At 32.7% G+C, this 26,631-nt stretch carries 29 protein-coding genes and 1 riboswitch; of the genes, 27 read left to right on the forward strand and 2 right to left on the reverse strand.

The window, feature by feature from the left end; all coding sequences use genetic code 11:
• The first annotated feature begins 64 nt into the window (after positions 1-64).
• The 8 genes from bsdE14_RS13435 (at position 65) to bsdE14_RS13470 (ending at position 6,546) form a co-directional block, all read left to right on the forward strand.
• A complete protein-coding gene (locus bsdE14_RS13435; protein WP_264850466.1) occupies positions 65-439 on the forward strand; it encodes a VOC family protein in 375 nt (124 codons plus the stop codon).
• 233 nt (positions 440-672) lie between these two features.
• Complete coding sequence (locus bsdE14_RS13440; RefSeq protein ID WP_264850467.1) at positions 673-1,668, forward strand: hypothetical protein; 996 nt, start codon at positions 673-675, stop codon at positions 1,666-1,668.
• 120 nt (positions 1,669-1,788) lie between these two features.
• Entirely contained in the window at positions 1,789-2,706 is a 918-nt protein-coding gene (locus bsdE14_RS13445) for a hypothetical protein (RefSeq protein WP_264850468.1), read from the forward strand.
• Positions 2,707-3,019: 313 nt separating this feature from the next.
• Complete coding sequence (locus bsdE14_RS13450) at positions 3,020-3,829, forward strand: alpha/beta fold hydrolase (protein ID WP_264850470.1); 810 nt, start codon at positions 3,020-3,022, stop codon at positions 3,827-3,829.
• A 45-nt stretch (positions 3,830-3,874) separates the two neighbouring features.
• Complete coding sequence (locus bsdE14_RS13455; protein WP_309298119.1) at positions 3,875-4,441, forward strand: nitroreductase family protein; 567 nt, start codon at positions 3,875-3,877, stop codon at positions 4,439-4,441.
• 102 nt (positions 4,442-4,543) lie between these two features.
• Positions 4,544-5,116 (forward strand): GNAT family N-acetyltransferase, encoded by a 573-nt coding sequence (locus tag bsdE14_RS13460; RefSeq protein WP_264850471.1) that lies wholly within the window; start codon positions 4,544-4,546, stop codon positions 5,114-5,116.
• A gap of 150 nt (positions 5,117-5,266) precedes the next feature.
• Positions 5,267-6,064 carry an inositol monophosphatase family protein gene (locus bsdE14_RS13465; protein WP_264850472.1) on the forward strand — a complete coding sequence of 266 codons (798 nt, stop codon included), beginning with the start codon at positions 5,267-5,269 and terminating at the stop codon, positions 6,062-6,064.
• Between the two features lie 62 nt (positions 6,065-6,126).
• Positions 6,127-6,546: a PPC domain-containing DNA-binding protein gene (locus bsdE14_RS13470; protein ID WP_264850473.1), complete on the forward strand. Its 420-nt coding sequence runs from the start codon at positions 6,127-6,129 to the stop codon at positions 6,544-6,546.
• 226 nt (positions 6,547-6,772) lie between these two features.
• On the opposite strand, the gene bsdE14_RS13475 is transcribed toward bsdE14_RS13470, so the two are convergent.
• Both bsdE14_RS13475 and bsdE14_RS13480 read right to left on the reverse strand, forming a co-directional pair.
• Positions 6,773-8,131, reverse strand: coding sequence for an MATE family efflux transporter (locus bsdE14_RS13475; RefSeq protein WP_264850474.1), 1,359 nt, complete (start codon positions 8,129-8,131; stop codon positions 6,773-6,775).
• Positions 8,132-8,242: 111 nt separating this feature from the next.
• Positions 8,243-8,854, reverse strand: coding sequence for a MarR family winged helix-turn-helix transcriptional regulator (locus bsdE14_RS13480; RefSeq protein WP_264850475.1), 612 nt, complete (start codon positions 8,852-8,854; stop codon positions 8,243-8,245).
• A 435-nt stretch (positions 8,855-9,289) separates the two neighbouring features.
• On the opposite strand from bsdE14_RS13480, the gene bsdE14_RS13485 reads away from it, so the two are divergent.
• From bsdE14_RS13485 to bsdE14_RS13575, 19 genes are all read left to right on the forward strand, one after another.
• Positions 9,290-9,820, forward strand: a complete 531-nt coding sequence (locus tag bsdE14_RS13485) for a hypothetical protein (protein WP_264850476.1) — start codon at positions 9,290-9,292, stop codon at positions 9,818-9,820.
• Between the two features lie 71 nt (positions 9,821-9,891).
• Positions 9,892-10,527, forward strand: coding sequence for an HAD family hydrolase (locus bsdE14_RS13490; protein WP_264850477.1), 636 nt, complete (start codon positions 9,892-9,894; stop codon positions 10,525-10,527).
• A gap of 14 nt (positions 10,528-10,541) precedes the next feature.
• Positions 10,542-11,402, forward strand: a complete 861-nt coding sequence (locus bsdE14_RS13495; RefSeq protein WP_264850478.1) for a metallophosphoesterase family protein — start codon at positions 10,542-10,544, stop codon at positions 11,400-11,402.
• 160 nt (positions 11,403-11,562) lie between these two features.
• On the forward strand, positions 11,563-12,426 hold the full coding sequence (locus bsdE14_RS13500; RefSeq protein WP_264850479.1) for a cation diffusion facilitator family transporter: 864 nt from the start codon (positions 11,563-11,565) through the stop codon (positions 12,424-12,426).
• Between the two features lie 66 nt (positions 12,427-12,492).
• A riboswitch (NiCo riboswitch) is annotated at positions 12,493-12,588 on the forward strand.
• Positions 12,589-12,697: 109 nt separating this feature from the next.
• The gene (locus tag bsdE14_RS13505; protein WP_264850480.1) at positions 12,698-15,241 is read left to right on the forward strand and encodes a cation-translocating P-type ATPase; all 2,544 of its coding nucleotides are present in this window, start codon (positions 12,698-12,700) and stop codon (positions 15,239-15,241) included.
• Positions 15,242-15,585: 344 nt separating this feature from the next.
• On the forward strand, positions 15,586-16,314 hold the full coding sequence (locus bsdE14_RS13510) for a hypothetical protein (RefSeq protein WP_264850481.1): 729 nt from the start codon (positions 15,586-15,588) through the stop codon (positions 16,312-16,314).
• Between the two features lie 268 nt (positions 16,315-16,582).
• On the forward strand, positions 16,583-17,233 hold the full coding sequence (locus tag bsdE14_RS13515) for a DUF4272 domain-containing protein (RefSeq protein ID WP_264850482.1): 651 nt from the start codon (positions 16,583-16,585) through the stop codon (positions 17,231-17,233).
• Positions 17,234-17,505: 272 nt separating this feature from the next.
• Positions 17,506-18,225: a DUF2161 domain-containing phosphodiesterase gene (locus tag bsdE14_RS13520; protein ID WP_264850483.1), complete on the forward strand. Its 720-nt coding sequence runs from the start codon at positions 17,506-17,508 to the stop codon at positions 18,223-18,225.
• Positions 18,226-18,249: 24 nt separating this feature from the next.
• On the forward strand, positions 18,250-18,981 hold the full coding sequence (locus bsdE14_RS13525; RefSeq protein WP_264850484.1) for an alpha/beta fold hydrolase: 732 nt from the start codon (positions 18,250-18,252) through the stop codon (positions 18,979-18,981).
• 182 nt (positions 18,982-19,163) lie between these two features.
• A complete protein-coding gene (locus tag bsdE14_RS13530) occupies positions 19,164-19,718 on the forward strand; it encodes a histidine phosphatase family protein (protein WP_264850485.1) in 555 nt (184 codons plus the stop codon).
• A gap of 43 nt (positions 19,719-19,761) precedes the next feature.
• Positions 19,762-20,277, forward strand: coding sequence for a P-loop nucleotide/nucleoside kinase family protein (locus bsdE14_RS13535; protein ID WP_264850486.1), 516 nt, complete (start codon positions 19,762-19,764; stop codon positions 20,275-20,277).
• A 33-nt stretch (positions 20,278-20,310) separates the two neighbouring features.
• Positions 20,311-22,044 (forward strand): S41 family peptidase, encoded by a 1,734-nt coding sequence (locus bsdE14_RS13540; RefSeq protein ID WP_264850487.1) that lies wholly within the window; start codon positions 20,311-20,313, stop codon positions 22,042-22,044.
• Positions 22,045-22,274: 230 nt separating this feature from the next.
• Entirely contained in the window at positions 22,275-22,613 is a 339-nt protein-coding gene (locus bsdE14_RS13545; RefSeq protein ID WP_264850488.1) for a hypothetical protein, read from the forward strand.
• A gap of 46 nt (positions 22,614-22,659) precedes the next feature.
• Positions 22,660-22,890 carry a hypothetical protein gene (locus bsdE14_RS13550; protein ID WP_264850489.1) on the forward strand — a complete coding sequence of 77 codons (231 nt, stop codon included), beginning with the start codon at positions 22,660-22,662 and terminating at the stop codon, positions 22,888-22,890.
• Positions 22,891-23,166: 276 nt separating this feature from the next.
• On the forward strand, positions 23,167-23,454 hold the full coding sequence (locus tag bsdE14_RS13555) for a hypothetical protein (protein WP_264850490.1): 288 nt from the start codon (positions 23,167-23,169) through the stop codon (positions 23,452-23,454).
• A gap of 138 nt (positions 23,455-23,592) precedes the next feature.
• A complete protein-coding gene (locus bsdE14_RS13560; RefSeq protein WP_264850491.1) occupies positions 23,593-24,072 on the forward strand; it encodes an NUDIX hydrolase in 480 nt (159 codons plus the stop codon).
• A gap of 322 nt (positions 24,073-24,394) precedes the next feature.
• Positions 24,395-24,880 (forward strand): hypothetical protein, encoded by a 486-nt coding sequence (locus tag bsdE14_RS13565; protein WP_264850492.1) that lies wholly within the window; start codon positions 24,395-24,397, stop codon positions 24,878-24,880.
• Positions 24,881-25,317: 437 nt separating this feature from the next.
• Positions 25,318-25,620 carry a hypothetical protein gene (locus bsdE14_RS13570; protein ID WP_264850493.1) on the forward strand — a complete coding sequence of 101 codons (303 nt, stop codon included), beginning with the start codon at positions 25,318-25,320 and terminating at the stop codon, positions 25,618-25,620.
• Between the two features lie 234 nt (positions 25,621-25,854).
• Positions 25,855-26,613 carry an endonuclease/exonuclease/phosphatase family protein gene (locus bsdE14_RS13575; protein WP_264850494.1) on the forward strand — a complete coding sequence of 253 codons (759 nt, stop codon included), beginning with the start codon at positions 25,855-25,857 and terminating at the stop codon, positions 26,611-26,613.
• The last annotated feature ends 18 nt before the right edge of the window (positions 26,614-26,631 follow it).

A 26,631-nucleotide genomic window follows, 5' to 3' on the forward strand; every position in this document is an offset into this window, starting at 1 on the left:
ATTGTATACTATATTAAGCTAACGCATAGTTAGCAATTTGAATAGAATATTAAGGAGGTACATTATGAAAAGGTCATTGATGCAGATTTATGTAAAAGGGAGCAGGGAAGCTGTAGAACTTTATTTAAAAGCTTTCAACGCCACACTTGGCTTTAACGTAAAAAGCTCTGATGACACATTTTATCATTCAGAACTTGATATTTGTGGACATACCCTAGCAGTATCTGAAGCGAATGATGGTATGAACAAAAGAATTACAGGCAACACAATGCAGTTTTGCCTTCATTATGGCGAAGGAAATGAGGAAAGTGTTAAACAGGCTTATGAAGTACTTAAAGAAGGTAGTCAAATTCTATTCCCATTAGGTCCTTGTGATTTTAGTCCATTGTGTGCAGATTTTATTGATAAATTTGGCGTTAGATGGTGCCTTTTTGTATAACTGATTCTATAGATTTATGAGTATAACACAAGGAGGTCAAATTTTAATATAACCAAATAAGAATTAGTAAACTTTTATAAACGATTTTCATCTAAGGTACATTTTAAAAATTAAGATAGGTGTTATCTATGTTTTTAAAGCATCAGCAACACGAGATGTTATCTGAAACAGAGGACAGAATTAAAGGGTTTATTATTCAATATTTTTTATTAACTTAAGGTTGAAGGAGAGATATGATGTATTGTCAGGCATGTAAAATAAGACAGGTTGAAGTGATTGAAAAATGTGATGATGAAATACAGCCCTATGAGTTATGCAATGAGTGTCATAAAAGACTTTTATCATATTCGTTAAGACCAATTGAATGGTACAATTTAGCCTCTATACATACATTTAATAAGTTTTTGTTACATGACGATTTCTATGAAGATGATGGGGTCGCTACTCAGCCAGAAGAAGATGTTGAGGGAATAGAAGATTTAATTGCACCCTCACTCGATGATGTTAAAGAAAATATTGAATCTCTAATCGATTTCTGCATTGCTAAGTGGTGGTTAGAAGGTAATATGATTAATTGTCTAAAGCAGCACGAGCCACACATTTTATTTAAATCCATAAAGAGTAGATTTGATAATTCAGAAAACTACTATGTTAAGGGAAGGTTATATGAAATTGCTTCAAGAATATTAGGGAGATTTTGCGAAGATTGGATTAGAGAAAAATGGAAGTTTTACGACGGAAAACATATAATACATCTTTCAGAAGCAGCCTGTTTTTGTCTTCCGTTTGATGAAGGATTTAATTTCGTATTAAGTGCACTTGAAAATATTTCAGACAATGAGCTTCCCCATATGGCTTTTTCTTGTCTATATAAATTTAGAGCTCCACAAGCAATAAATTGGATGGAAACCAAAGTTAAAAGCCCTGTGAAGGATTCATGGGGGAGTTTAGCAGCGGCATCTAACCCATCTTGGGATAAACTCAATGAATGGATACTAAAGGGAAGACCCTATAGTTTAGTAGCAATAGATACATTAAATAGATTAATACCTCACCCAGGTCATATTGCACTCAATAGACTTAATCCTAGGCCAGTGCTGATTAATCCCTCCTCAATTGAATTGATGTCACAAGTTCTTAAAGAATATAGCGAGAAAGACAATGTACCAAGAGTTAAGCAAGCTGTAGATAAAATTATAAGCAATTGGAATATTATCTTAGGAGAATAATACTTTAAGTCTTGCTTCGGATAACGAAATACTCAAGTCCGCTTTGCATGAGAAGACTGTAAAGCACACCTGCAAGGCCAAGTGCGGTCGCTCTAGGTTTCTCGGCGTATTGAATAAGAAATGTTATATTATAGATGGCTAAGGAAGTGGTGCTTCGAGGGACTTGTTATTTATATTGGAAAAGTACGATATTATGAAATAAAAGTATATGAGGTTATAATAATGACTAGTGAAGAATTTCAAAGATTATGTAATCTGACAAATGAGTACAAAACTGTAGAACAAAAGAAACGAGACATTGGTGGAGGATTAATTACTTGTGAGGAAATTGACAAGTTTAGCGAATTAGACTCCACTGAAAAAGTAATGATTTCAGGTTTGAGACAAGATACTTTTGAATACTTTATTCGTACACAAGCTTATAGATTTATAGTAATTATGTTTTGGAAGAACAAGCTAGTTGAAGACTGGTCCTTGTTATCAACATTAAAAAATACTGTATTCATAGGATATTTTCATAATCAAAGAATTGATAAAATGTGGGATATGACTGAAAATACAGCTTTAGAAGGACTGTATATAAGTGATTTCACAAGATTGCATACATTAGATGGTATTGAAAAAGCGCCTAAGTTAGAAAGATTGTCATTTGGCGATGCAATTTGGAGCACAAGTGTACTTAAAGACCTAAATCCTCTTGAAAATTCTAGGTTGAAAGAATTCTCATTTAGCGGGAAAAGCATTGAAATAGAAGATATATCTATCTATACAAAAATGTCTGAATTGGAAGTTTTAGATTTTCGCAGTAACTTATATAAAACAGAACAATTAGCTTGGATTGTAGCTAAGTTACCAAATGTTAAAGGGTATTCTTTAAGACCGTATATCAAATTTGATAGAAGAGAATCAGACATGATAAAAGACATTTTAATTTGTGGTAAAAGAAAACCGTTTTTATCATCAATAGAAGATGTTGAAAAGATAAAAACATATGTAGATAAATTTGAAAAACTAGTTACTCAATATCGTAACGAATGACAAGAGCTTCGGGGGCGCCATCCATAGTATAATAATGCTTTCAAGTTCGATTTGGCTGCTATAGAGGAGAGATCTTAAGAAGTGAAGGCACATTGTTTTACGACTGCAAGTTTAGGCAAGATGTTTTCATATGAGGGCTAGTTCAGCAACGGCTTGAGTGCGTGAACCTTGGACGCCATTTTCAAGCTAATGTCATTGCTGCTGCATTTACCCTAATTTACAGGATTTTGAAATGTCGAAAAGCTTGGCTATTTTATAAAAGCTCTAAACTTATAAACTTTACCCTAAATTTTACGCTTGGAGGAAATAACATATGACCTATTGGAACACAGCAGTCTGCGAAACAAACGGAATTAACATATACTACATAAGAACTGGGGGAAACAAAACACCTTTAATTTTGTTACATGGGCTAATGACTAATGGGGAGTGTTGGACAGATTTGGCACATGTTTTGGAGAAAGAATATGATGTAATCATGCCAGATGCTAGGGGACATGGCAATTCCAGTGTACCTGACTTTGGATACCGATATGAAGACCATGCAAACGATGTTGCCGGTTTAATAAATGCCCTAAGACTTTCGCAGCCAATCCTGCTTGGGCATTCCATGGGTGGTATGACTGCAGCGGTGGTGGCAAGCCGTAAACCAAATTTACTCCGTGGTCTGATATTAGCTGATCCAACGTTTTTGAGTCCAAAAGTTCAGCGCGAAGTTCGCGATAGTGATGTGGCCGATCAGCATAGGAGAATGCTCAATATGTCATTGGATGAGGTGTTGGCAGATGCGCGGAATAGACACCCTAATCGATCAGAGGAGACCCTTGAGCTGTTCGCACGGGCACGACTTCAAACAAGCATGGCCGCCTTTGACGTTCTCACGCCACCGAATCCTGACTATAGGATGTTAGTGAGCGCAATTGATGTTCCAAGCCTCATTGTATTTGGCGATAAAGGCGTGGTTTCATCTGCTGTTGCCAAAGAGCTGCAGAGTCTTAATCCAAGACTTCAGGCAGAACAAATCCAGGATGCTGGTCACAGTGTCCACTTAGACAAACCAGAGCGTTTTGCGGCTGTGGTAAAATCTTTCATAGGTTCAATTGGAACAGACATTGATTCATGAATGTGCTAAACCTTATAATTAATCTTTAGATTTTAGGGGGGCAATATGGTGGATGCAATAGAAGCAATTTACGAAAGAAGAAGTATAAGAAAATACTTGGATAAAGAAGTTGAAAGAGATAACATTATGACTTTATTGAAGGCTGCTGCAGCTGCACCAACAGCGGCAAATTGTCAGCCATGGGAGTTTATAGTTATTGATGATGCAGAAAAGCTTTCAGAAATGAAAGAGAAATTTACATTTGCTAGATACAATGCGCCTGTTGCTATTGTTGTATGCGGGAATATGAAATTAGCATTTAAAGGTCCAGGTCAGGAAATGTGGGTTCAAGATTGCAGTGCTGCAATAGAGAATATTTTAATTGCCGCAGCAAGTATTGGTCTTGGTTCAGTTTGGATAGGAGTATACCCCATTGAAAGCAATGTAAAAGCAGTTAAAAAAATACTCAATATCCCAGAGCACGTTGTTCCACTGGGAATTGTATATGTTGGATATCCTGCAGAAGAAAAAGAAGCACGAACAAGATTAAATGAAAAAAGAGTATATTGGCAGGAGTATGAGCCTAGCCGTAAGCATAGGTCCAAGGATAAACCAGTTATAGGGCATTATTAGAGTATCAAAATGTAATACCCGAAGCTACTAATTCTAGAGTTTATATTTGCTTGATTTATGAAAAAGTAAAGTTTTAATTATTTGTATTTTGGGGGAAATAAAATGAAACCAATAAATTACATAAACATTATCAAAGAAACCAAGAGACTCATAGTTCGCCCCACAAGAGAAGATGATTTTATAACAATTCGAGATGGTCTTAAAGCACAAGGTGAGCAGAAAAGTAAATATGATGACGAGGAAATTGAACTTTTAGAGCAATATACAGAGACCTTTTGCAAAAATAATGTAAACTCTTTGATACAGTATGCAAAAGATGATAAAGCTTATATGTTTCGAGTGTTTAAAAATACAGAAGGTACATATATTGGTGGAGTTATCATAAAAACTATCCAACGAAAAAATTTTCAGTGGGCAGAAATCGGGTATTGGTTACTTAATCAACATTGGGGAAATGGTTATGGAAGTGAAATGGTAAAGGCAGCAATTGATGTGGCGTTTAATGAACTTCATTTTCATAGGGTTGAGGCGCATATTAATTTAGATAATATTGCTTCTCAAAGGACAGCGGAACGGTCAGGAATGAAACTTGAGTGTATACGTAAAGATTTCATATATGAGGAAGATTCATGGACAGATAATATGGTATATGTTATTAATAATACGAAGTCATAATCATGCAAATTATTCCTTTTTTAAAGTATAATAAAAAATTAAAGAGCGAAGAAATAAATTTAAATTTTAATAACAAGTCTACTATTACACACTTTTGACTTTTATATTTCCTTTAGAACTCTTTAACTATTAAAGGTGGAGGATTATTTGATGGAGAAAATATTATGTGAAGCAATTCGTGCTGCCAAGCTAGCTGGGCAAAAAATAAAAGAACTTAGGGAAAATAGAGGGTATAAAGAATATTTAAAAAATGGACATGAACTGGTGACAACGGCAGATTTAATATCTGATAATATTATAAAAACAGAGCTTTCTAAAGCTTTTCCTGAGCACAAATTTATATCTGAAGAAAGCACTTTAGAAAATGGCTTTATAATAAAAGAGCCTACATGGATTATTGACCCTATAGATGGAACTGTTGGATATGCAAATGACCATTATCAGGTAGCTATATCTATTGCTTTTGCAATAAATGATGTAGTTGAGGTAGGAGTAGTTCACAATCCTTTTTTAGACGAAACATTCTATGCAGTTAGAGGTAAGGGTGCTTTTTTGAATAATAAAAAAATAAAAGTTAAACCTGTAAATGAATTGAAACAATGTGTTATTGGAACTGGATTTCCTCACAATAAAGATAACATAGACAGAATAATTGAAACGTTAAGATTGATACTTCCTAAGATACGAGATATTAGGAGATTAGGGTCTCCAGCCTTAGATATATGCTGGGTTGCTTGTGGTCGCTTACAAGGATTTTATGAAGAAAAACTATTCCCTTGGGATGTTGCAGCGGCAAAATTGATCGCCTCTGAAGCTAATGCAGCAGTTGGGCACTATAGTATTGAAAATAACTCAAATCTACCAAGTTGTTTAAACTGTTATAGTGTAATTGTTTCAAGTCCTGATATTTTTGAAGAATTGAAAGTAATTTTAACAGCAGCTATATAAAATATGTTTATTATATAAATTTTTTAATTACGCAAATGAAATCTATGATAAGGAGAGTCTGTATGGAATTTGAAAGTTTTGGAAGTAAGTATATTGTAAGGCTTGATAAAGGAGAAGAAATCGTTGAAACTTTAAAGAAGTTTTGTAAAGAGCATCAAATTTACTTAGGCTTTATAAGAGGAATCGGAGCAGTAAATAAAGCAACAATTGGGTTATTTAAAACTCAAACAAAGCAGTATCAAACGAAAGTACTAAGTGGGGATTATGAAATAACAAGCCTTTTAGGTAACATATCAACTTTGGATGATGAAGTCTATTTGCATTTACACATTAATTTATCGGATGAAGAATATAAAGTTTATGGAGGCCATTTAAGTTCCGGAATAATAAGCGCTACGGGGGAAATCATCATAGAAGCTATGGATGGTAAGTTGAGCAGAGAGTTTAATGAAGAGTGTGGAATAAATCTATATAAGTTTTAATTGCCTAGGTTTTTTAAGAGAACAACAACTTCTTAAATTCTTAAGAAGTTTAGAAGTTAAGATGATAAATTTTAAATTTATTGTGAGCGTAAATAGATTTGATTTACAGAATCTACTTACGCTCTTTTTGGATTATTTGAACATTTTGATTTCATATTCAAATAGAATAAATAAAGAGGTAAAGGATGCAATGATAAACATGTTGTAGATATAAATTATATATTAGTTAAATAAGAAAAAAATGGTTTAGAATTTTTTCTCTAATTTTGAACCAAAGAATAATTCCTACAACGGCAGTAATTCCTTCTGAAATTGTCATAGCCCAAATCACGCCATTCACTGCGAATATTACATTTCCAAATATCAATATAGGTATAAATATGACCCCACGCAGTATAGACATTACCGTCGATTGAACACCAGTACCGAATGCTTGAAATATTCCCGTAAAAATTCCAGATAAAGCAGCAAAGACAGTTGAACAAAGTTGTGCAAACAGAATTCTTTTTCCTATGTCAATAACCTTAGGATCAATACTAAAGATTCCAATTACCTGTGCTTTAAGTGTAAAGAGTATAGCTGACAAAAATAATATAATGCCCAGCATATATACTATGGTTTCTTTGATAATCTCCATTAATCGATCATTGTTTTTTGCTGAATAAGCATATGCAATTAGTGGCACAGCTCCCATGGCAAAGCTCATGCTTATAAAATCAACAATCTGAATGATTCTTTGAGAAATACCAAATCCTGCAACAACATTGTCTCCGTAAAGCATGGAATAATTGTTGAATAGTAAACTAGTAATAACCATAAATCCATCAAGCAAGAAGGCCGAAACTCCAACCTTGAAAATATTTATATATATTTCCTTGCTGGGCTTAAATTCTTTCATTGATACACTCTGAACACTGCTATTCTTCTGCAGATAGTAGATATACCACACAACAGAAACCAGATTACCAAGAACAGTTGCAAGTGCTGATCCCATTATATTCATATGAAGTACAAAAATAAAAATAGGATTTAGTATGATGTTAATTATAACTCCAGATATCATACCAATCATGGAAGCTGTAGATGCCCCTTCTGCTCTGACCGCTTCCTCGAGGGAAATGCTGGCGATAATAAACGGAGATCCTATAACAAGCATTAAGATATAGTTTCTTGTATGTGTAAATGTTTCTCCATTGGCTCCCAAAAGTCCTAATATTGGTGTTAATAATAATAGACATATTGCCATAAAAATGACACCTGTAAGTATTGATGACCAAAAGCTTACAGAACTGACTTGTTTCGCCCTGTCAACCCTTTGTTCACCTAAAAGCCTTGAAACAAACGTTCCAGATCCCACACCAAACAAATGACCCAATGCCATCAGTACTGATGAAAATGGTAATGCTAGTGTCACCGCTGCCATCATTGCCGTATTATTCAATTTACCAATAAAATAAGCGTCTGTAATATTATAAATCATTGTAGCAATAAAGCTTAATATCATTGGAACTACCATGTGTATAATTGCTTTTGGAACAGGTGCTTTTTCCAAATAATAAAGTGATTTTTGATCCATATTTTCCATATTGAAAACTCCTTTCATATAGGTTTCCGCTAAAATTGGCGCAAAAAAATAAAGGCGCCGACTTTATAATTCATCTGCACAGCGCCTCCATAATTATGCTGCGAAAACTGATTATTCCTTATCATGTCTTGTCTGTTGTTGATCAGGATCTTCCCCATAGCTATGGTTCATTTCATTATGTGGATCAAATCCTCTTTCACCTGGACGTCCACCATTATGAAAACCACCTGGGAAATTATGTTCCATACCAAAACGAGGGTCAAAACCTGATTTCCACTGTTCATCATCAACTTGAGATTCAAGTGTGTTAATGATCCTATCTAAATAATCGCTTAAGTTTTGTTGCTCCTCATCATTTAAGCACTCAAATACATTATCAAAACTAAATTCCTGCTCAGATGATTCAGTTGCTTCATCTCCTTCTTTTGTCAGCTTGATATTCATAACTCGACGATCAGTTTCCGATGGGGTCCTAATAATATATCCCTTTTTTTCAAGCTTTGATAGCAGCTCTCCAAGAGATTGCGGTCTCATTTCTAGCAAATATGATAAATCTTTTTGACTGATTTCCGGCTTCAGCTTAAGGATTCTCAAAATTCTTCCCTGACCTTTACGCGGATCTCCCATTGGTCCATAATTCATATGGTTTTGTTGATGATATTTATGAAGTAACCACTCAACTCGTGTCAATTGCATAATTAAGTCAAATTTCTTTTCTTGCATATACATTCCTCCTTCTTTAGGTACAAGAACTACGAAGGTACCTTATGTTTTTAATTATACAGGTACCTTCATAGTTTGTCAATAGACTTTTCAAGGTACCTTCTTATTTTTGCTTCCTGATATAATTTCGTATAGTTAATATGGAAATCATGAGCTATTTAGTTATACTAACGGAATGACATTCCATCGGCCTGTAAATCCAACCAGTTTGGTTTGATTCTTTCTCAACTTCGCCATTTTATACTCTTTGGGTAATATAAAAGCTACATTAAAAGAAGTTCTTAGAAAAGTATTAAGCCTATAAATATTAAATAATCTGGAATATCAGATAACAAAATTTTGATGTCTACATTGGTTGGTGGACTTTTTTATATAGAATAATGTAAATTTGTGGTTTATAATCAATATATAGGTTTTTATTAGGAGATTGATAGTTTGAAAAAGTATACAAAGAAACTGAAAGTAATAACACTTACTTTTATTGGAGTAGTGTTAATTAGTTTTATTATGTCCTTTATTTTAATGGTATCTAAAGACACCAAAAAAGAATATTTTGGAACAGTAATAGGATATAGTAGTTTTGTAGTTATAATGTTTATATTAGGAGTAATACAATTCATTCCATCTATATATAAAGGTAGAAAGCCTTTTAGATTAATAATAATGTGGATAATGGGTTTTTTGTGGACTGTTTTTTCTATCATGTTAATTACTGGAGACTTGCCAAATTATTATAAAGACATTGATAAAATTATTAGTTCTGATTATTCTTCATATGAAGGAAAGTTAATTAATTATCATATTGTTCATGGAAAATCAACCACTACATATTTTACTATTGGAGATAAGGAATTTCATGTAAAGGGTAAATATGATTCAAATGTTCTAATTGAAGGCAGAAAGTATCGTATAGAATACCTTCCCAATACAAAATACGTTATTAACTTATATCGGTATGGAGATTAAGTATACATTTATTGAAATGTAAATTTGTAGTTTGTAATTAATATATTGGTTTTTAACTGAGGTGATTAGAGATGGAAAAAATGAAGCTTGTTTGTTTTGATCTGGATGATACTCTCATTAGAGAAATCCATTCTGTTATGCTGCCATGCATTTTGAATGATAAAGAAAGAGAGCACTCTTTAATTCAAAAACAAGAAGAAAAGGGCCTAATTGATTATAAAACGGCAGATTATCTTAGAGCAGAATTACTTTTAGATCTTGAAGAAAGTAAGATAGCTGAATGTTTTTTAGAGCTTGCAAAACCTTTAAAGAATATTAAAAGTGTAGTTGAAGCACTGCATGATCAAAATATTAAATGTATTGTAATTACTGTGGGCCCAAAGCAAGTAGCAAAGGTTGTAGCTGATATTTGGGGATTTGATGATTATTATGGTAGTGTTTATGAAGTAGTTGAAGGAGTATTTACCGGGAAAATTCTTAATTACATTGGGGCTGAACAAAAAATTGAATGCTTACAACACTTTTGCAAAAGTAATAGTATTAAACCTGAAGAATGTATTGCTGTAGGCGATGGATCAACAGATATTCCGATTTTTGAGTACTGCGGTAAATCTATTGCCATAAACAGTTCTCAAAGGGTTCGAAAGAGTGCAATGTATGCAGTTGATACAGAGGACTTAACAGACATTCTTAAATATGTATTTTGAAATGGAGAAAAAGTATGGACATAGCAGTGTTAGCAGATGTTCATGGCAATTATATTGCATTGGAGCGTTGCCTTGAATATGCATTTTCACGTAATATTAGTACATTTTTCTTTTTGGGTGATTATGTTGGAGAATTAGCATACCCTGAAAGAACAATGAAAATATTATATGATCTTAATAAAAGATATACATGTTATTTTATCAAGGGAAATAAGGAAGATTACTGGCTCAAATACCGTGCTGGCGGTGAAAAGGGATGGGAAGACAACAATTCTGCAAGTGGTTCATTATTATATACATACAAATTACTTACTTCTAAGGATTTAGATTTTTTTGCACAGCTGCAGCCAGTACGAGAAATAACCGTAGATGATATGCCTGCAATCACAATTTGTCACGGTTCACCTAATAATATAAATGAAAAAATGCTGCCAAATGATGATATGACTATCAAAATCATGAATAATGTAAAAACATCAATTATCTTATGTGGACATACCCATATACAGAGGAAGATTGTACATAACGATAAATGTGTTCTAAATCCTGGGGCTGTTGGAGTACCTCTTTTTAGTGTAGGAAAGACCCAATTTTTGATATTACATGGAAATGATGGGACATGGTCTGAGGAGTTTATTAGTCTTGAGTATGATGTTGATAGAGTAATCAGGGATATGCATGAAGCTAAGCTTGACGTGCATGCACCTTACTGGAGAGTGTTAACTGAAAACATATTACGTGGAGGTAATATATCTCATGGTAAAGTTCTATCAAGGGCTATGGAGTTATGTAGGGAAGAAACTGGTGATTGTGTGTGGCCTTATATCCCTGAAGAGTTTTGGGCAAAGGCTGTAAATGAATTAATAGGGTTATAGGAATAATAACTTACTTATGGAAAGCTTCTAATGTTTATCAGATTTTTTTCTTTAAATATTGGTTAAAATAAGTGAAGGATCTTATGAGTACTGTGAAAAAAAGGATTGGATATAAAAGTGTAACTTCTTAATATTTTATATTAAAAGGAGAATTAATCCTATGATAGCATTAGATAGAAAAGCAAAAGTTGCTTCCTTATCCATTATCTCAAATACAATTTTAATTATTTTAAAAGTAGGAGCTGGGCTTCTAAGTGGTTCTGTGAGTATTGTTTCTGAGGCTATCCATTCTGGCATGGATTTAGTAGCATCTATTATTGCTTTTTTTTCTGTTAGAATTTCCTCAAAACCAGCAGATATAGAGCACCCTTATGGTCATGGAAAAATCGAAAACATTTCTGGCTTAGCAGAAGGGCTATTAATCTTTATAGCAGCTTTTTTGATAATAAAAGAATCAGTTTTAAAAATAATGCACCCTGTAGAGATAGAGGAAACAGTTATAGCTATTATAGCAATGGCAATATCTGCTGTAGTGAATACAGTAGTATCTAGAATTCTTTACAAGGTATCTCAGGAAGAAGATTCACTTGCCTTGGAGGCAGATGCTCTTCATCTAAAAACTGATGTATATACTTCTGCTGGAATTGCAGCAGGGTTGCTGCTTATAAAGTTAACAGGAATAAGCATTCTAGACCCTATTGCAGCCATTATAGTTGCATGCTTTATAATAAAAGAGGCTTGGCACTTATCCAAGGGTGCATTTGCTCCTCTCATAGATACAAGACTTTCCTCAGAGGAAGAGGAAAAAATAAAAGAGGTTTTAGAAACCTACAAAACTGAAATTTTAGATTTTCATAACATAAAAACAAGAAAATCAGGTGCGGTAAGGTATGTTGATTTTCACGTAACTGTAAATCCAGAGCTTACTGCAAAAGATATTCATGAGCTTACGAAAAGGTTAGAAAAAAGTTTAGAGGAGAAAATTAAAAATATAAACTTAACCATTCACATTGATCATAGTTAGAATATATTTACAGCTTATGTTCAGTATGATATACTATTAATATCTCTTTGCACTGCATATAAATCTACAGTACAAACTGAGCAGGCGATGAACTTACTTGTAAGTTCGTGGGGCTGGGCCTTAATTGGCAACAGGATGATAATACATACCTGTGGGACAGTAAAATGTTCTACAGGTATTTTTTTATACTAATAGAACATTTCTGATGATTGCAATGCCATAGAGCTATCTTAAAAATGCTTATAATAAGCAAAAATGGAGGTAACTATTTATGACAGAACAACATTTCCAAGGACTAACTTCTCAAGAAGTAAAAAAGCTTCAAGAAAAATTCGGTAAAAATGAACTTGTGGCCGAGAAAAAGGAAAGCTTTTTACACAAAGTTTTACACGTCATTACCGAGCCAATGTTTTTATTGCTTATCGTTGCGGCTACAATATACTTCATATTAGGAGAGCCTAGAGATGGCGCAATTATGCTTATTTTCGTTGTTGGAATAATAGGCATTGAAACAATCCAAGAATGGAAAACAGACAAGACTTTAAAAGCCTTAAAGGATTTATCTGCACCTCAGATTAAGGTGCTTCGTGATGACTGTGAGAAAATAATCAACAGCTGCGATTTAGTGCCTGGCGACATTATGTTTATATCAGAAGGAGTTAAAGTTCCTGCTGATGGAGTAGTTATGAAAGCTAGTACACTAGCTATTGATGAATCTTCCCTAACTGGAGAGGCTGAAGCAGTATGGAAGGTTTCTAAAGAAAACTGTGATAGTAATGATGCTGATTATTGGCGTAAAGATTATTGCTATGCTGGTACTCTTGTTACACAAGGTACAGGTATTATTTTGGTAGATAAAATTGGTTCAGCTACTGAATATGGAAAAATAGGACAAGACGTTATATCTGCTCCTGATAATCCAACACCGCTTCAAAAACAAACCTCAAAATTAGTAAAGCTATGTGCTATAATTGCAGCGGTTTTATTCATTATTGTTGGTATTGTTACGTATTTTAATATTCCTGACCATGCTTTTACGGATAGACTTATAGAAAGTATTTTGTCTGGTGTAACTCTTGCTATGGCCATGATACCAGAAGAATTTCCAGTTATACTAACAGTATTTCTATCTATGGGTGCATGGAGACTTGCCAAAAAGCACTCACTTGTTAGAAAACTGCCATCTGTAGAAACCTTAGGTGCTGTTTCTGTTCTGTGTGTTGACAAAACTGGTACAATTACAATGAACAAAATGTCAGTTAGAGAAGTTTGGAGTTTAAAAAATGACACAAATACATTGACAAAAATTATGGGAATGGGCTGTAAACCTGATGCCTATGACCCAATGGAAAAGTCTATGATAACTTTTTGTGAAGAAGGTGGAATTACAAGAGATATTCTCTTTGGTGGAGAGCTTGTAAAAGAATATGCCTTTACTGATGAATTAAAAATGATGGGTCATGTATGGCAAAACCATAGTGATATTACAGTTGCAGCAAAAGGTTCACCAGAACGTATTTTAACAATATGTAGTCTTACTGATAATGATCGAAAAATAGCAGAAAAGAAAATACTTGAAATGTCTAAGGAAGGGCTTCGTGTTATTGCTGTTGGACAAATGAAAATATCAGAGGAAAGCAACATTCCTGATAAGCTTACAGAATGTAGTTTGGAACTTTGCGGGCTTATTGGCTTAGCAGATCCTCCTAGGGAGTCGGTTAAAGAAGATATTAAAACTTGTACAAAAGCTGGTGTTCGCGTAGTTATGATAACCGGAGATAATGGAGTAACAGCAAGTTCTATAGCAAGGCAGATAAACATGCCAAATAGCGATAAAATTATTACTGGTGATGAATTAAATAAAATGAGTGATGAAGAGCTTAGGGAGAGAGTAAAAGAAGTTAATGTGTTTTCTAGAGTTGTTCCTGAGCATAAGATGAGAATAGTTAAGGCCTTTAAAGAAAATGGAGAGATAGTTGCAATGACTGGAGACGGCGTTAATGATGCTCCTGCCTTAAAGCATGCAGACATTGGTATTGCTATGGGTAAGAGAGGCTCAGAGGTTTCAAGGGAGGCGGCAGATTTAATTTTACTTGATGATAATTTTTCTACTATTGTTGAAACTATCAGGGATGGAAGAAGAATTTATGATAACATTAGAAAAGCAATTGGATATGTATTTACTATTCATATTCCTATTGCCTTTGCATCACTATTAGCTCCTATACTAGGAATAAATCCTTCAAGCCTGTTACTTCTTCCGCTCCATGTTGTTTTACTTGAATTAGTAATTGATCCTACTTGCTCTATTGTATTGGAACGACAACCAGCTGAAGATGATATTATGGAAAGAGCACCTCGTAATGCAAATGAAAAAATACTAACAACAAAAACTCTTACTAAAAGTATAATTCAAGGTGTTGTAATGTTTGGAGCATCCTTTGGAACTTACTATGCATTTTTAAACAATAATTCAACTAACGCACCGCTTGCAAGGGCAATGGGACTTACAATTATATTGCTTGCTAATGTGCTGCTTGTAAATGTTAATAGTTCAGATTCTGATTATGCAATTAAATCCTTCGCCAAACTTAAAAAGGATAAGGTAATGTGGACCGTAAATTTTGGAACATTAGCAGGACTTGCAGTAATCCTATATACTCCATTAAATAGCTTTTTAAAGCTAGCACCTCTATCACTAAGTCAGCTAATATTAGCTGCTGTAATATCCGCAGTTTCAGTTCTGTGGTATGAACTTGTTAAGGTAACAAAAAACATAAGAAAACAAAGTAAATATAGCTATCTAAGTCAGTAATTTAAAGGCTGATAATTCAATTTTGATTAATTTAAGAGCCATAGCAGCAATAGTAATTTAAGTTATTATGCCGCTATGACTCTAATTTTTTTGATTATTATTTAAGACTTTTTATATGAAAATCGTATTGTTATTGCTTCATTGATGAAAGTGTATGTAATATTATGTAATTTATGTTATAATTCACTTATTAGTAAGATGGATTTAAATGCTAAGAAGTGAATTATAAGCTTGAGTAATATTTCCCATTATAAGTGTTGGGAATACTGCTAAGGTTAGGTATATAAGGATAATAGGTGAAGGATAGAAAAAGCAAACTTATAAAATTAATTGAGGAGGTTAATGTGTACAAGATTGGAAAAAACTCAATTATAGTTATGATATTAATTATGTTAATGATATTTACACCATCTACAATAGCATTTGCAAATTCTGCGAAACCGCCATCATTGGTTATACTTGTAAATAATCCCCCAAAGGATCTTTCGATTGCATTAGTGTCAAATGGAAGCCAACCTAAAGCAAGAATTCGTAAGGTTGCATGGGAAGGATATTATGCATTTTATTCAAGTGATATGCGAGCAACTGACGAATATACTTTTAAGGTTACTACAAATGGGGAGAGCTTTGAATGTACGATTGTTAAGCCATTGCGGCAATATAACAGTATATTTACTTTGGACATAAGCAATCGAGAACTTACACCAGGAACATATCCGTTTCGTAGGATACTTCTGATAACAATGCGGTTACTACTTACACTTTTTCTTGAAGGTATCATATTTTGGCTCTTTAATTATAGACAAAAGAGAAGTTGGATTACATTCCTTTTTATCAATCTTGTTACGCAGGGCGCCTTGAATGTTTGGTTGAATAGCGGAGGTTCACTAATGCCAAGCTATTTAATTTTAAGCTTAATTATTGGGGAGTTTTTTGTATTTGTGATTGAAATGATTGCGTTTCCGATTTTAGTTAAGGAACATGGAAAAAGTCGTAGTTTAGTTTATGCTTTTATAGCTAATTTTGTAAGCTTAATTGCCGGTGGATATATTATTTCAGTTTTGCCGGTTTAGCTACGAAGCTTATAATATAATCATTCAAGATATAGGCAAAAACAAACTACCATTATGGAGATGTTTATCATTACGAATTGGAGAGATGGTTGAGAAAGGTATCTTAATATAAACTAGAATTAAACCACAACTAAGAAAACGCTCAAGTCTTCTTTGCAAGTAAAGACTGCAAAGCACACCTGCGAAGATAAGTGCGGTCGCTATAGGCTTCTCTGTGTCGGGAATTTGAGACGTTGGGCATTATTATTTTAGAAAATGAGGTGTAAGTTTGTTTTTCACGAATGAAGCTGAAAGAAGAAAAAATAGATCAATTTCAATCTTAAAACAAGAAAAGGTACCATTTATAAAACATTTACCAGTAATAGAGACAGAAGAAGAAATAACATTAAGAACTAAGGAAGAAATATGCAACAGAGCAATTTGCATAGCATTAATTGCTGCTAAAGCAGAAGGCCTAGAAGATGATATATTTAAAGTTAAAACTAGAGAATATAAAGTTGAGAAATGTTTTTCATGTGAAGAGAAAGCTTTTACTGAAATGCAACAAATTGATGATAAACTTCGTGCAAAATTTACATGGAGATATGAGGCTTTATGGGTTTTATTATGGAGTCTTGGATATATTAAAAATTTAGATAGGCCTGATAAAATATGTGATGTTCAGACTGCAGTATCTACAATAGTTAATAGAGAAAGGGATAAGTTCATTTTAGAAGCTCAAATACGTTCAAAGAAGGAAATTTTAGATCAGACTGATTTACATTTTAGGTATCATTGGGCGACAACTGAGGCTCGACTACGTAATCAGATAATGCCTTCTGATCTTGATCCAGATGTTATCTATGAACGACATTATGCACTAAATTGGATTATAAATTATGATAATGAAGGTTGGGATGATGTATCTACAAACACATGATAAACTATTCCAAGCAAAACTTTCAAGTTAACTTCTAAAGTACTTTCTTCACCAATTACTTACCTTGCACAAAAGTATTTTACTGATGGAGATAATCAGTATATAGGAAAAAAACTTTTGGAGGAAGGTTTTGAAAAAGGCGAAATTTATGTTGCACTATATGTATCATCTCAACATATTTTTTATAGAGGCATATATAACGAATTAATTGAAAATATGTAGAAATGGATTGATGATTGATTAATATGAAGAAGGAAGCTAATAAAAAAATAATGGAGACAGATCTTTACGAGCCAATTTATAACTATTTGATTAGTCAGGGTTATATTGTTCATAGTGAGGTCAAAAATTGTGATATTACAGCTATTAAAGGAAAAGAATTAGTAGTAATAGAAATGAAACTAAGATTTAATGTTACATTACTTATGCAGGCGGTGCAAAGGCAAAAGGCAGCGGATTCTGTTTATGTGGCAATTCTAAAGCCTAAAGGAGGAGCTTTTTCTAAGGGATGGGATGATATGTGCCATCTGCTTAAACGCTTAGAGCTTGGTTTAATTACAGTATCCTTTAATGGTAAAAAACCAATGATGGAAATAGTTTTTCATCCGATGGAATATAAAAGAAAGAAAAATAATAATATAAGAAAAGCTATAATAAGAGAAATAAATGGTAGGTATATGGATTACAATATAGGAGGCAGTACAAGAAGAAAACTAATGACTGCTTATAGAGAAAATTCAATCCATATTGCCTGTTGTCTTGAAAAGTTTGGACAACTTTCACCAAAACAGTTAAAGGAACTAGGTACAGGAGAAAAGACCCAATCCATACTTTCAAAGAACTTTTATGGATGGTTTAATAGAGTTTCAGTTGGGAAGTATGAACTTCAGGAATCCGCGAAAGAGGCGCTCAAAAATTATCATGAGTTAGCAGAGCATTACAGAAAGCAGATTAAAAATATTGATATTAGTGAATTTAATTCTAAAGCTTAGATTTTATTGATGGGAGAAATTTTTATGAAAAGTTATTTTGTGAATAATGGAAAAGTTAAAATACATGTTTTAGAGAACGGTGCTGCTTCTAGCAAAACACCATCACTACTTGTAATTACAGGTATTTGGGAGCCTGCAGAAAGGGCAATACCGATACTTTCTGGTATATCTAGTCATGTTGTAACTTTGAGTTTGAGAGGGCGTGGCCTAAGCTCCACTCCTGAAACAGGCTACGGGCTTGAAGAACATCTTTCCGACATAGAGGCTGTTGTTAAGCACTGCGAGCTTCAAAATTATTGCGTTCTTGGATTCTCGAGGGGTGCATCGTATGCGCTTGGGTGGAGTCTAAAAAATCAGAAGGGTATAAGTGGACTTATAATTGGTGACCAACCTCCAGTACATAATAAGTTAAGTCCTGATCAAGTGGAATTTTGGACAAGTATTAATTATTTAGGAGTTCCAATACTAAATTTTATGCGCCGTACAGCAATTGAAGGTTTATGTAAAGAAGCAGAGCAAATTGATTTTTCAACACAACTATCGCAATTGAAAATTCCGGTATCTATATTTATTGGTAGGGATAACGAATCTAAAGTTCCATCTAATATTTCAGATGAGACTCTAAAATTGTACAAAAACCAATTAATGTCATGCGAAGTAGTTGAATTTTCGAAATCTGGACATATGATACCTGATGATGAACCTGAAAAGTATATTGAGGAAATTGTCTCATTTATAAATAAATTGAAGTATTAATTTATACATATACCTTATATTATGAGGTGCAATTACCATGTCATTTTGGTAATGGATGATAAATTATAGCTAATAGTATAATGTATAGAGTTGTATCATTTTAAGATTCTTTGTCTTTTTGAGGTAAAAAGATAACTCGCAATTGTAAAGATACGGAAATAAATGAAAGGAATATTTATTAAATGATTACTAATATCTATTTAGTTAGACACGCTGTTTCCTTATATACCCCTGATGAACTGAATAGACCACTTTCTGAAAAAGGATTGAAGGATGCTAGCAAAGTAACTGAACTACTATCATATGAAAATATCAACAAGGTAATATCAAGTCCGTATAAACGTGCCATTCAAACAGTGGAAGGTACTGCAAATCACTTTGGGTTGTGTATTTCCACTGATGAAGGTTTTAGAGAAAGAAAGCTTGCTGATTGTTCGGTTACCAATTTTGATGAAGTAATTTTAAAGTACTGGGAAGATTTTAATTTTTCTCTTCCTGGAGGAGAATCAAGTAACTTTGCTCAGGATAGAGGTGTACAAACTCTTAAAAGTGTTTTAAATCAATGCTGTGGAGAAAATGTTGTTATTGGTACTCATGGAAATATTATGGTACTAATAATGAATTACTTCGATAAAAAATATAGTTACGATTTCTGGAAAAGCTTGAATATGCCAGATATTTATAAATTAAGTTTTGAAAATGGAGTATTTATAAGTATAAATCGTATATGGTCATAATAATCTAATATATCAAGCTATAAAAAAGAACGGAGAGGATACAGTGTTTCTATTACAAATGGCTGGCTATCCTGGTAGTGGGAAGTCAACATTATCAAGAAAGATTGCTAAGAGGACAGGTGCGATTGTTATAGATAGAGATATAATAAAGACATCAATGATTAATTCAAAAGTGCCAGATAGTATAGTAGCAGATGCTTCATATAGTGTAGTTTTTGATCTAGCTGAATTTTATTTAGGAATGCAAATAAGTGTAGTTATTGATACTCCATGTTTCTATGAAGATACCTTAAATAATGGTATTTCCATTTCAAAGAAATACGGAGCTAGCTACAAGTATATTGAATGTAGGGTAGAGGATTATTCTATAATTGAGAATAGAATTTATACTAGAGATAGATTAATAAGCCAGATTGGGGATACATCTATGGAAAGATTTAATAACGCTTTGGACAAGTCGGTTAGGCCTATGAATGGTAAATTTTTGATTATAGATACTAGTGCAGAGGATAGCTATGATATAAGTTTGATTGATGAGTATTTGAGAAATAAAATCTAATTGTTCTGGTATTTTTTATAGGAGTGGTGGGTTATGCCTGATAAAAAAGAAAATCGGAAAAATAAATGGGTTAGAACAGGTTTGTTAATTGGTATAATCGCTTTTTTTGTATTGGTAAGCTTTTTTAGAATGAGAAGTGAAGGAGCTTTTGAGGACGTTTTCCATAAAAAAAGTGGTGTTAAAATTGAGAGATTAAATGAAAATCAAGTTAGAAATTTGAATAAGCTGTGTAAAGTATGGGGCTTTGTTAAATATTATCATCCCAAAGTTATATCCTCTTCTGTAGATTGGGATTTTGAATTGTTTAGAGTTATGCCTAAAGTAATGGAAACTAAAGATTCTAACGAAGTTGATAAGATTTTATATAATTGGATTAATGAGCTTGGAGAAGTAAAAGAAGGCTCAGAGAACGGCAGCAAAGATGTTGTTATGGCACCAGATATAGCTTGGATAAAGAATGATAATTATATCAGTAAAGAGTTAAGTGATTTATTGGTGAAACTCTCTAAGACATATATTTCTGAAAGAGACAAAGCCTATGTAAGCTTTGGAAAAGATTCTATATTTGCAAGTTTTAAAAATGAAAAACCTTACCCAAATATGGCTTATGATGATGCTGGATACAAGCTCTTAAGTTTGTTTAGATATTGGAATGTAATTGAATACTATTATCCATACAGAGATGGAATTGAGGAAGATTGGGATGGTGTTCTGACAGAATTTATACCCAAGTTTATTGAATGCAAGGATTCATTATCCTATAAGCTTACTGCAGCAGAATTAACAACTAAAATACATGATTCCCATGCATATGCTGTTGATAAAAGAAATGAATTACGTAGATATTGGGGCTTTAATGCAGCTCCTGTAAAGTTTCAGTTAGTTGAAGATAAGGTTGTTATTACTGAAATAGCAGAAAAGTATGCTAAGGACTGCAAGGCACAAAAAGGTGACATTGTATTAAAGCTTAATGATAAAGATATATTTGAGGTCATAAGAGAAAAGGCCAGATATAAATCAACTTCAAATAATAAGGAAATTGTAAAAGATTTGTTTGGCTATTTGTTTAATACATCCGAGAATAGTTTAACTCTTACTTTAGAGAGGGATGGTAAGGAGATAAGAGAAAACATTAAGTGCTATAGTTTAACAAATATGTTTGAGCAAGCCGAACAGTCTCATAAACTTCTGGAAGGAAATATTGGCTATATAAATCCTGGCGCATTAGCTAAGGGTGAAATAGATAAAATTATGAGTGAATTCAAGGATACAAAAGGACTCATTGTAGATTTGAGAAATTATCCATCAGATCTTATAATGTATACCCTTGGAAATTACCTTATGCCTAAAAAAGTTGTTTTCGCAAAGGCGGCTGCTGCAAACCAAGCTGTGCCTGGTGAATTTGATTATTGTGGAGATATGGAAGTTGGAAAGGATAATCCGAATTTTTATAAAGGAAAAGTTATTTTAATCATCAATGAGTATACACAGAGTCAAGCTGAATTTACTACCATGGCATTAAGAAAATCACCTAATGCACAAGTTATTGGAAGCAATTCAATTGGTGCAGATGGAGATGTAGCTGTATTTAGTTTGCCGGGAGCTATAGAGACCGCCATCTCAGGAATTGGGATTTATAATCCTGATAAGTCGGAAACCCAGAGAGTAGGTGTAAAACCTGATATTTATGTGAAACCCACAATACATGGAATAAAAGAAGGAAGAGATGAACTTCTGGAAAAAGCTATAGAGATTATTAAAAATTAGAACGATGTTTTATATAGGATAAATTAAAGGCACTGGTGAGTTTTATACCAGTGCCTTTTAATTCTGCAAGATTAATCAAGTTAAGTGTTTTTAATTCCATTTAAGATTAGTGAAATTATATTTGTAAGTGCTTCGTTGATCAAATCATATGTTATATTATGTAATTTATGTTATAATTCACTTATTAGTAAAGTAGTTTTGTGGAAATAAGGTTATAATTCAAGAGTTAAATGAAAATATCATTTGAAAGTGGGTATCATATGCATTGTCCTTATTGTAATAATGAATTGAAGTATAATAATGGAGAACTATATTGTGTAACTGGAGATTGCTTCTTTTCAAAGCACATAGAAAATAGATTTGAAGAAAATAGTGATGATTTCTATAATACACGAGAAATCAAGTCAAAAGAAGTAAATGCTCCAGAGGGGCGTTTCTACTGTGTAAAATGTGGGGAAAAGATGAAAAAAATTGGATTTCTACATGAGATGTGTAGTAGTTGTGGATTTGAAATAGATAAATTAATGTACCGCGAAATTATTGAATTGAATCCACACACCTCATTTTAGTAAGTAATTTTATTACCTTGTAAAACAGTTATAGGTGGATTGGTTTGTGGATTTATATAAAGTAATGAAGAATATTACAGTAGTAGGTGGAATATGTTCAATAATTATAACAGCATTAGGTGTTGTGATAATAATATCGTTATTAAGAAGTAAAAGGTATGTAAATAAGGTTGTTGAGGAAACTCATTTACTAAAATATTTAAGAGTTCATGTGGTAGGCGGAGTATTAGTACTGATATTCCAAACTATTAGATATATATTAGAATTTTTTCAATAGAAGTTGCAATTTATTTTAAAGTGTACTTGTAAAGTAAGTGTTTTAAAGTTGATTACGATTAACCTAATTCAACGCATAGTGTCTAAAACTACATACAACAAAAAAATTATGTGCAGTTTGACTTGAAAAGATAGCCAAGCTACACCTGCGAAGCTAAGAAAAGAGCGTTCTAAGTTTCTTAGCGGTGGAAATTAGAAATGTTATACAACAACTAAAGATAGGGAATATTTGTAGTGTTTTACATAAGATTTAGTTAGAGGAAAAGTAGGGATAAAGATGAATGATTATAGCATAAATAAAATAGATACTGAAAGAATTTCTAATAAACTTAAACTAATTCTTGAAAAAGAGATTCAAGCAGGAAATGAGATACTTGAGACATGGAAGGGATGGCCGTATGATTCGACTGTAATAAGTCTTAGATATCCTTTCAAAGTTAAGCTAGAAAAGCTACCAGATAATATTACTTTTAAAGAATTAAATGATATTCACTATTGGAAAGCCGAGTATCATGATTTATTAACAAACGATTTATTAATTTGTAAGTTTGGGAAACCTGTCTAGGTTAAGAAACGTCTTGAGTGAGACGCGTCATATGACATTTTAAAGCAATTAGGCTTAGCTAACGTTTTGCATTTTTATTAAAGTTTCAAAAGGAAAAGTCAAAATTTTAAATATTATGAGGCAGGAGGGGGAGATATTATGAATTTTCCAACGCATATAGTTAGTGTGGGTGGTTTAGTAGAGAATGACGATGGTAAAATACTCATGGTTAAAGACCCTGTAAGAGGATGGGAAATACCTGGAGGACAAGTAGAAGTTGGAGAAACTATAACTGATGCTTTTAGAAGAGAAGTCAAAGAAGAAACTGGAATAGATATAGAGGTCGGAAATTTAATCTCAGTGAGTTCCAATATTGGAATTGGAATTCAATACGATGGAATTAGTCCAATCCATACCATAGTAACATTTGGATTAAATGCTAAAGCAATTTCAGGTGAATTAACAACTAGTGAAGAAACCATTGAAGTAAGATGGGTAGATAGAAATCAAGTAATAGACCTAATTGATGCAGATTTTACAAAGGATAGGACAAGATATATGCTGAATTTTGATGGAAGAATTACATACTTTATATTTTCTCGTAATCCATACGTTGTTCATGGAGTGCAATATATCTAACAATTAAGTGACAAATTCTAGAAGCTACGGGGCTTTGTGTAAGTAAACTCGGGGATTAGAGTGGATTTTATATGCATGCTGTTTGCATAAGCTTTAAAAAATCATATAAAAAATGTTGCATTGCTATTGGATGGAAGGTATTTGAATCAGATAAGTAATGTGCTGAGATGTATTTTTAAAATTTGTGGAATCTTAGAACAGGCATCAAGGCATATTCCTAAACATAATATAGGAGCTATCTAAGGTTGAGAAACTTCAGCAACAAGAAACGTTAGGCGTAATTTTGGATAAATTAAGTTTTATGTAAATGCCATTGTAGGAGATGATTAAGATAAAAAGTTTGTGGATTCTTTCAAAGGAACCAACAGGTAAATCATATGAAGAATTGATTGATTTAGCTGCACAAATCTGTGAGGAGTTTATTTTGGTAAGACGAAGTAAAGAGCCCAAAAGCGAGAATGTAGATAACTTATTAAAGGAACTAGGCAAATTTTTTGTTGAAGTGAATCAACAATCAAGTTGGCCTGGAACAGAAACAACGTATTGTGCTGAGGTGTATTATTTTAAATTAAATTATGTAACAAAAGAAATACTAAAAAAATACTCGAAAGGCCTATATTCTTGGATCGAACCAACACTGTTACAAGATTTATGTTTTCTAAAGAAAGATAGAAAGCCATGGATTATTAATATTGCTCATGAAAAATTTAGCTATCTTGAGGGTAGTTTTAACGAAGATATTATACAAGATGTAGAGGCTTTAAATAATATAGTAGGAATAGAGATAGAAGAATTAATAATAGATTAATAGTTTTGTTTAATACAGAAAAATCAGTACATACCAATGAATGGTAGCAATACTTAAGAAGAGGAATTATTGAAAAATGATTTAAAACATTGTTAGGTAGAATTAAGTTTTTGTCTCGAGAGCGAAACGTTAGTGGAAATCCATAAATATACGATGGTAATACTAAAAGCTTGATTTAATTTATTATAAGTAAATACTTTCAAAAGGAAAGAGTGAATATGATGGAGATAATAAACAAACAAAAATTTATTACCAACTATCAGATAGAGGAGATTATTAATTTACTTGGTCAAGAATATAGGCCTAGACGTATTGTTGTTTTTGAGAGCACACTTGATATTATTAAACGTCGAATAAAAAGGTGTTTACATATTACAGAGTATGAAGTTAAGGGAATGTATGAGTTGCAGAATGGGCAAAAAGTTAAGTTAAGGATTTTGTCAGATACATTAGAAATATTTTTAAATTATGATAAAGATACTGACAACAGAGAAGAAAAGCAAGTTAACATAATATATGATTTAGTAGTCGAACTAAGAAGGAAATATTGTTTAGGTGAAAACATAAAAGATAGACAACAAGAAACTATTGAAATTTCAGATGTTGTAAATGCTTATGAAGAATTACTTAATGAACCTCACGGAAGGTTAATATATGAATTTGCTAGTAATTTTATGAATCAAAATGCAGATTGGTTATCCGTGATTATGAATTGGAAGGAAAAATGGACATTTCAATAGAAAAATCATATTAAATAGATAGGTTTACTTTAATTAGTAACTTTTTAGAATATGAAAGTTACGTTGTTATAGATTGGATTATTTCTTGGGATGACATAAAACAGTACATATTTCACTAGTTAGATCAATAGATTGAAGTAGGATATATTATTTTATGGGCATAAGAAAATGTAAATGTAGAGCAGGATAGACAAAGAACTGAAGAAATTAAAATATCAGAAAGAGGAAACATAAATGAGAATAGCTACTTATAATATTTGGAATAACGATATATTATTTGAAGAAAGAATAGAAGAGATTTGTAAAGCTATTAAGGAAGTTAATGCTGATATAATTTGTTTGCAGGAAGTAAGAAATGAAGAATTCAGAAATATTACTGAGGTTATTGCTAATGGAGCAAATTATCCGTTCTTGGTATTTAGGTGCTATCCTGATTGTCCTGATGAGGGATTAGCTATTTTAAGTAAGTATCCTTTTAGCCATACCGCTGCTATTTGGGAAATAAATACTGAAATATCAAACTACTGTGCTATTCGGGCAAAGATTAATTATGAAGGTATTCTTATAGGAATAACAAATGTTCATTTAAACTGGAGAAGTGAAGAGATTAGAAAGGAACAATTAATTGCAGTAAGTAATTGGATTGCAATGGACAAAGACAGTGCAGAATATGAAATTATTTGTGGAGATTTTAATGATGTACCACAGAGTAGTATTCATGATTTTTTAAAAGATTGCGGTTGGCAAGATGTTGTAGAACTTAATAGTAAAAAAGATGCAAGTAATTATGCTACCTTCGACTTGTTAAATAACTATTATTTGAAGGAGGATATAAGGGTAAAAGAGAGGTTAAGATTTGATTGGATAATGATAAATACATTTAATAAATGTGAACAGTTACTCTTCGAAGATATGGACATATTCGGAAACAATCCATCGGTATTTAAAATTATGCCAAGTGATCATTATGGACTTTATATAGATATAAAGTAATACTAAAGAATTGAGAAT

Origin of the sequence: Clostridium omnivorum, from assembly GCF_026012015.1 — a bacterium.
GTDB lineage: Bacteria > Bacillota > Clostridia > Clostridiales > Clostridiaceae > Clostridium_AX > Clostridium_AX omnivorum.

Excerpts from the sequence above, each read along its gene's own strand:
- bsdE14_RS13435 (WP_264850466.1), top strand. The coding sequence starts at position 65 with ATGAAAAGGTCATTGATGCAGATTTATGTAAAAGGGAGCAGGGAAGCT.
- bsdE14_RS13440 (WP_264850467.1), top strand. The coding sequence starts at position 673 with ATGATGTATTGTCAGGCATGTAAAATAAGACAGGTTGAAGTGATTGAA.
- bsdE14_RS13445 (WP_264850468.1), top strand. The coding sequence starts at position 1,789 with ATGTTATATTATAGATGGCTAAGGAAGTGGTGCTTCGAGGGACTTGTT.
- bsdE14_RS13450 (WP_264850470.1), top strand. The coding sequence starts at position 3,020 with ATGACCTATTGGAACACAGCAGTCTGCGAAACAAACGGAATTAACATA.
- bsdE14_RS13455 (WP_309298119.1), top strand. The coding sequence starts at position 3,875 with ATGGTGGATGCAATAGAAGCAATTTACGAAAGAAGAAGTATAAGAAAA.
- bsdE14_RS13460 (WP_264850471.1), top strand. The coding sequence starts at position 4,544 with ATGAAACCAATAAATTACATAAACATTATCAAAGAAACCAAGAGACTC.
- bsdE14_RS13465 (WP_264850472.1), top strand. The coding sequence starts at position 5,267 with ATGGAGAAAATATTATGTGAAGCAATTCGTGCTGCCAAGCTAGCTGGG.
- bsdE14_RS13470 (WP_264850473.1), top strand. The coding sequence starts at position 6,127 with ATGGAATTTGAAAGTTTTGGAAGTAAGTATATTGTAAGGCTTGATAAA.
- bsdE14_RS13475 (WP_264850474.1), bottom strand. The coding sequence starts at position 8,131 with ATGGAAAATATGGATCAAAAATCACTTTATTATTTGGAAAAAGCACCT.
- bsdE14_RS13480 (WP_264850475.1), bottom strand. The coding sequence starts at position 8,854 with ATGCAAGAAAAGAAATTTGACTTAATTATGCAATTGACACGAGTTGAG.
- bsdE14_RS13490 (WP_264850477.1), top strand. The coding sequence starts at position 9,892 with ATGGAAAAAATGAAGCTTGTTTGTTTTGATCTGGATGATACTCTCATT.
- bsdE14_RS13495 (WP_264850478.1), top strand. The coding sequence starts at position 10,542 with ATGGACATAGCAGTGTTAGCAGATGTTCATGGCAATTATATTGCATTG.
- bsdE14_RS13500 (WP_264850479.1), top strand. The coding sequence starts at position 11,563 with ATGATAGCATTAGATAGAAAAGCAAAAGTTGCTTCCTTATCCATTATC.
- bsdE14_RS13505 (WP_264850480.1), top strand. The coding sequence starts at position 12,698 with ATGACAGAACAACATTTCCAAGGACTAACTTCTCAAGAAGTAAAAAAG.
- bsdE14_RS13520 (WP_264850483.1), top strand. The coding sequence starts at position 17,506 with ATGGAGACAGATCTTTACGAGCCAATTTATAACTATTTGATTAGTCAG.
- bsdE14_RS13525 (WP_264850484.1), top strand. The coding sequence starts at position 18,250 with ATGAAAAGTTATTTTGTGAATAATGGAAAAGTTAAAATACATGTTTTA.
- bsdE14_RS13530 (WP_264850485.1), top strand. The coding sequence starts at position 19,164 with ATGATTACTAATATCTATTTAGTTAGACACGCTGTTTCCTTATATACC.
- bsdE14_RS13540 (WP_264850487.1), top strand. The coding sequence starts at position 20,311 with ATGCCTGATAAAAAAGAAAATCGGAAAAATAAATGGGTTAGAACAGGT.
- bsdE14_RS13545 (WP_264850488.1), top strand. The coding sequence starts at position 22,275 with ATGAAAATATCATTTGAAAGTGGGTATCATATGCATTGTCCTTATTGT.
- bsdE14_RS13555 (WP_264850490.1), top strand. The coding sequence starts at position 23,167 with ATGAATGATTATAGCATAAATAAAATAGATACTGAAAGAATTTCTAAT.
- bsdE14_RS13560 (WP_264850491.1), top strand. The coding sequence starts at position 23,593 with ATGAATTTTCCAACGCATATAGTTAGTGTGGGTGGTTTAGTAGAGAAT.
- bsdE14_RS13565 (WP_264850492.1), top strand. The coding sequence starts at position 24,395 with ATGATTAAGATAAAAAGTTTGTGGATTCTTTCAAAGGAACCAACAGGT.
- bsdE14_RS13575 (WP_264850494.1), top strand. The coding sequence starts at position 25,855 with ATGAGAATAGCTACTTATAATATTTGGAATAACGATATATTATTTGAA.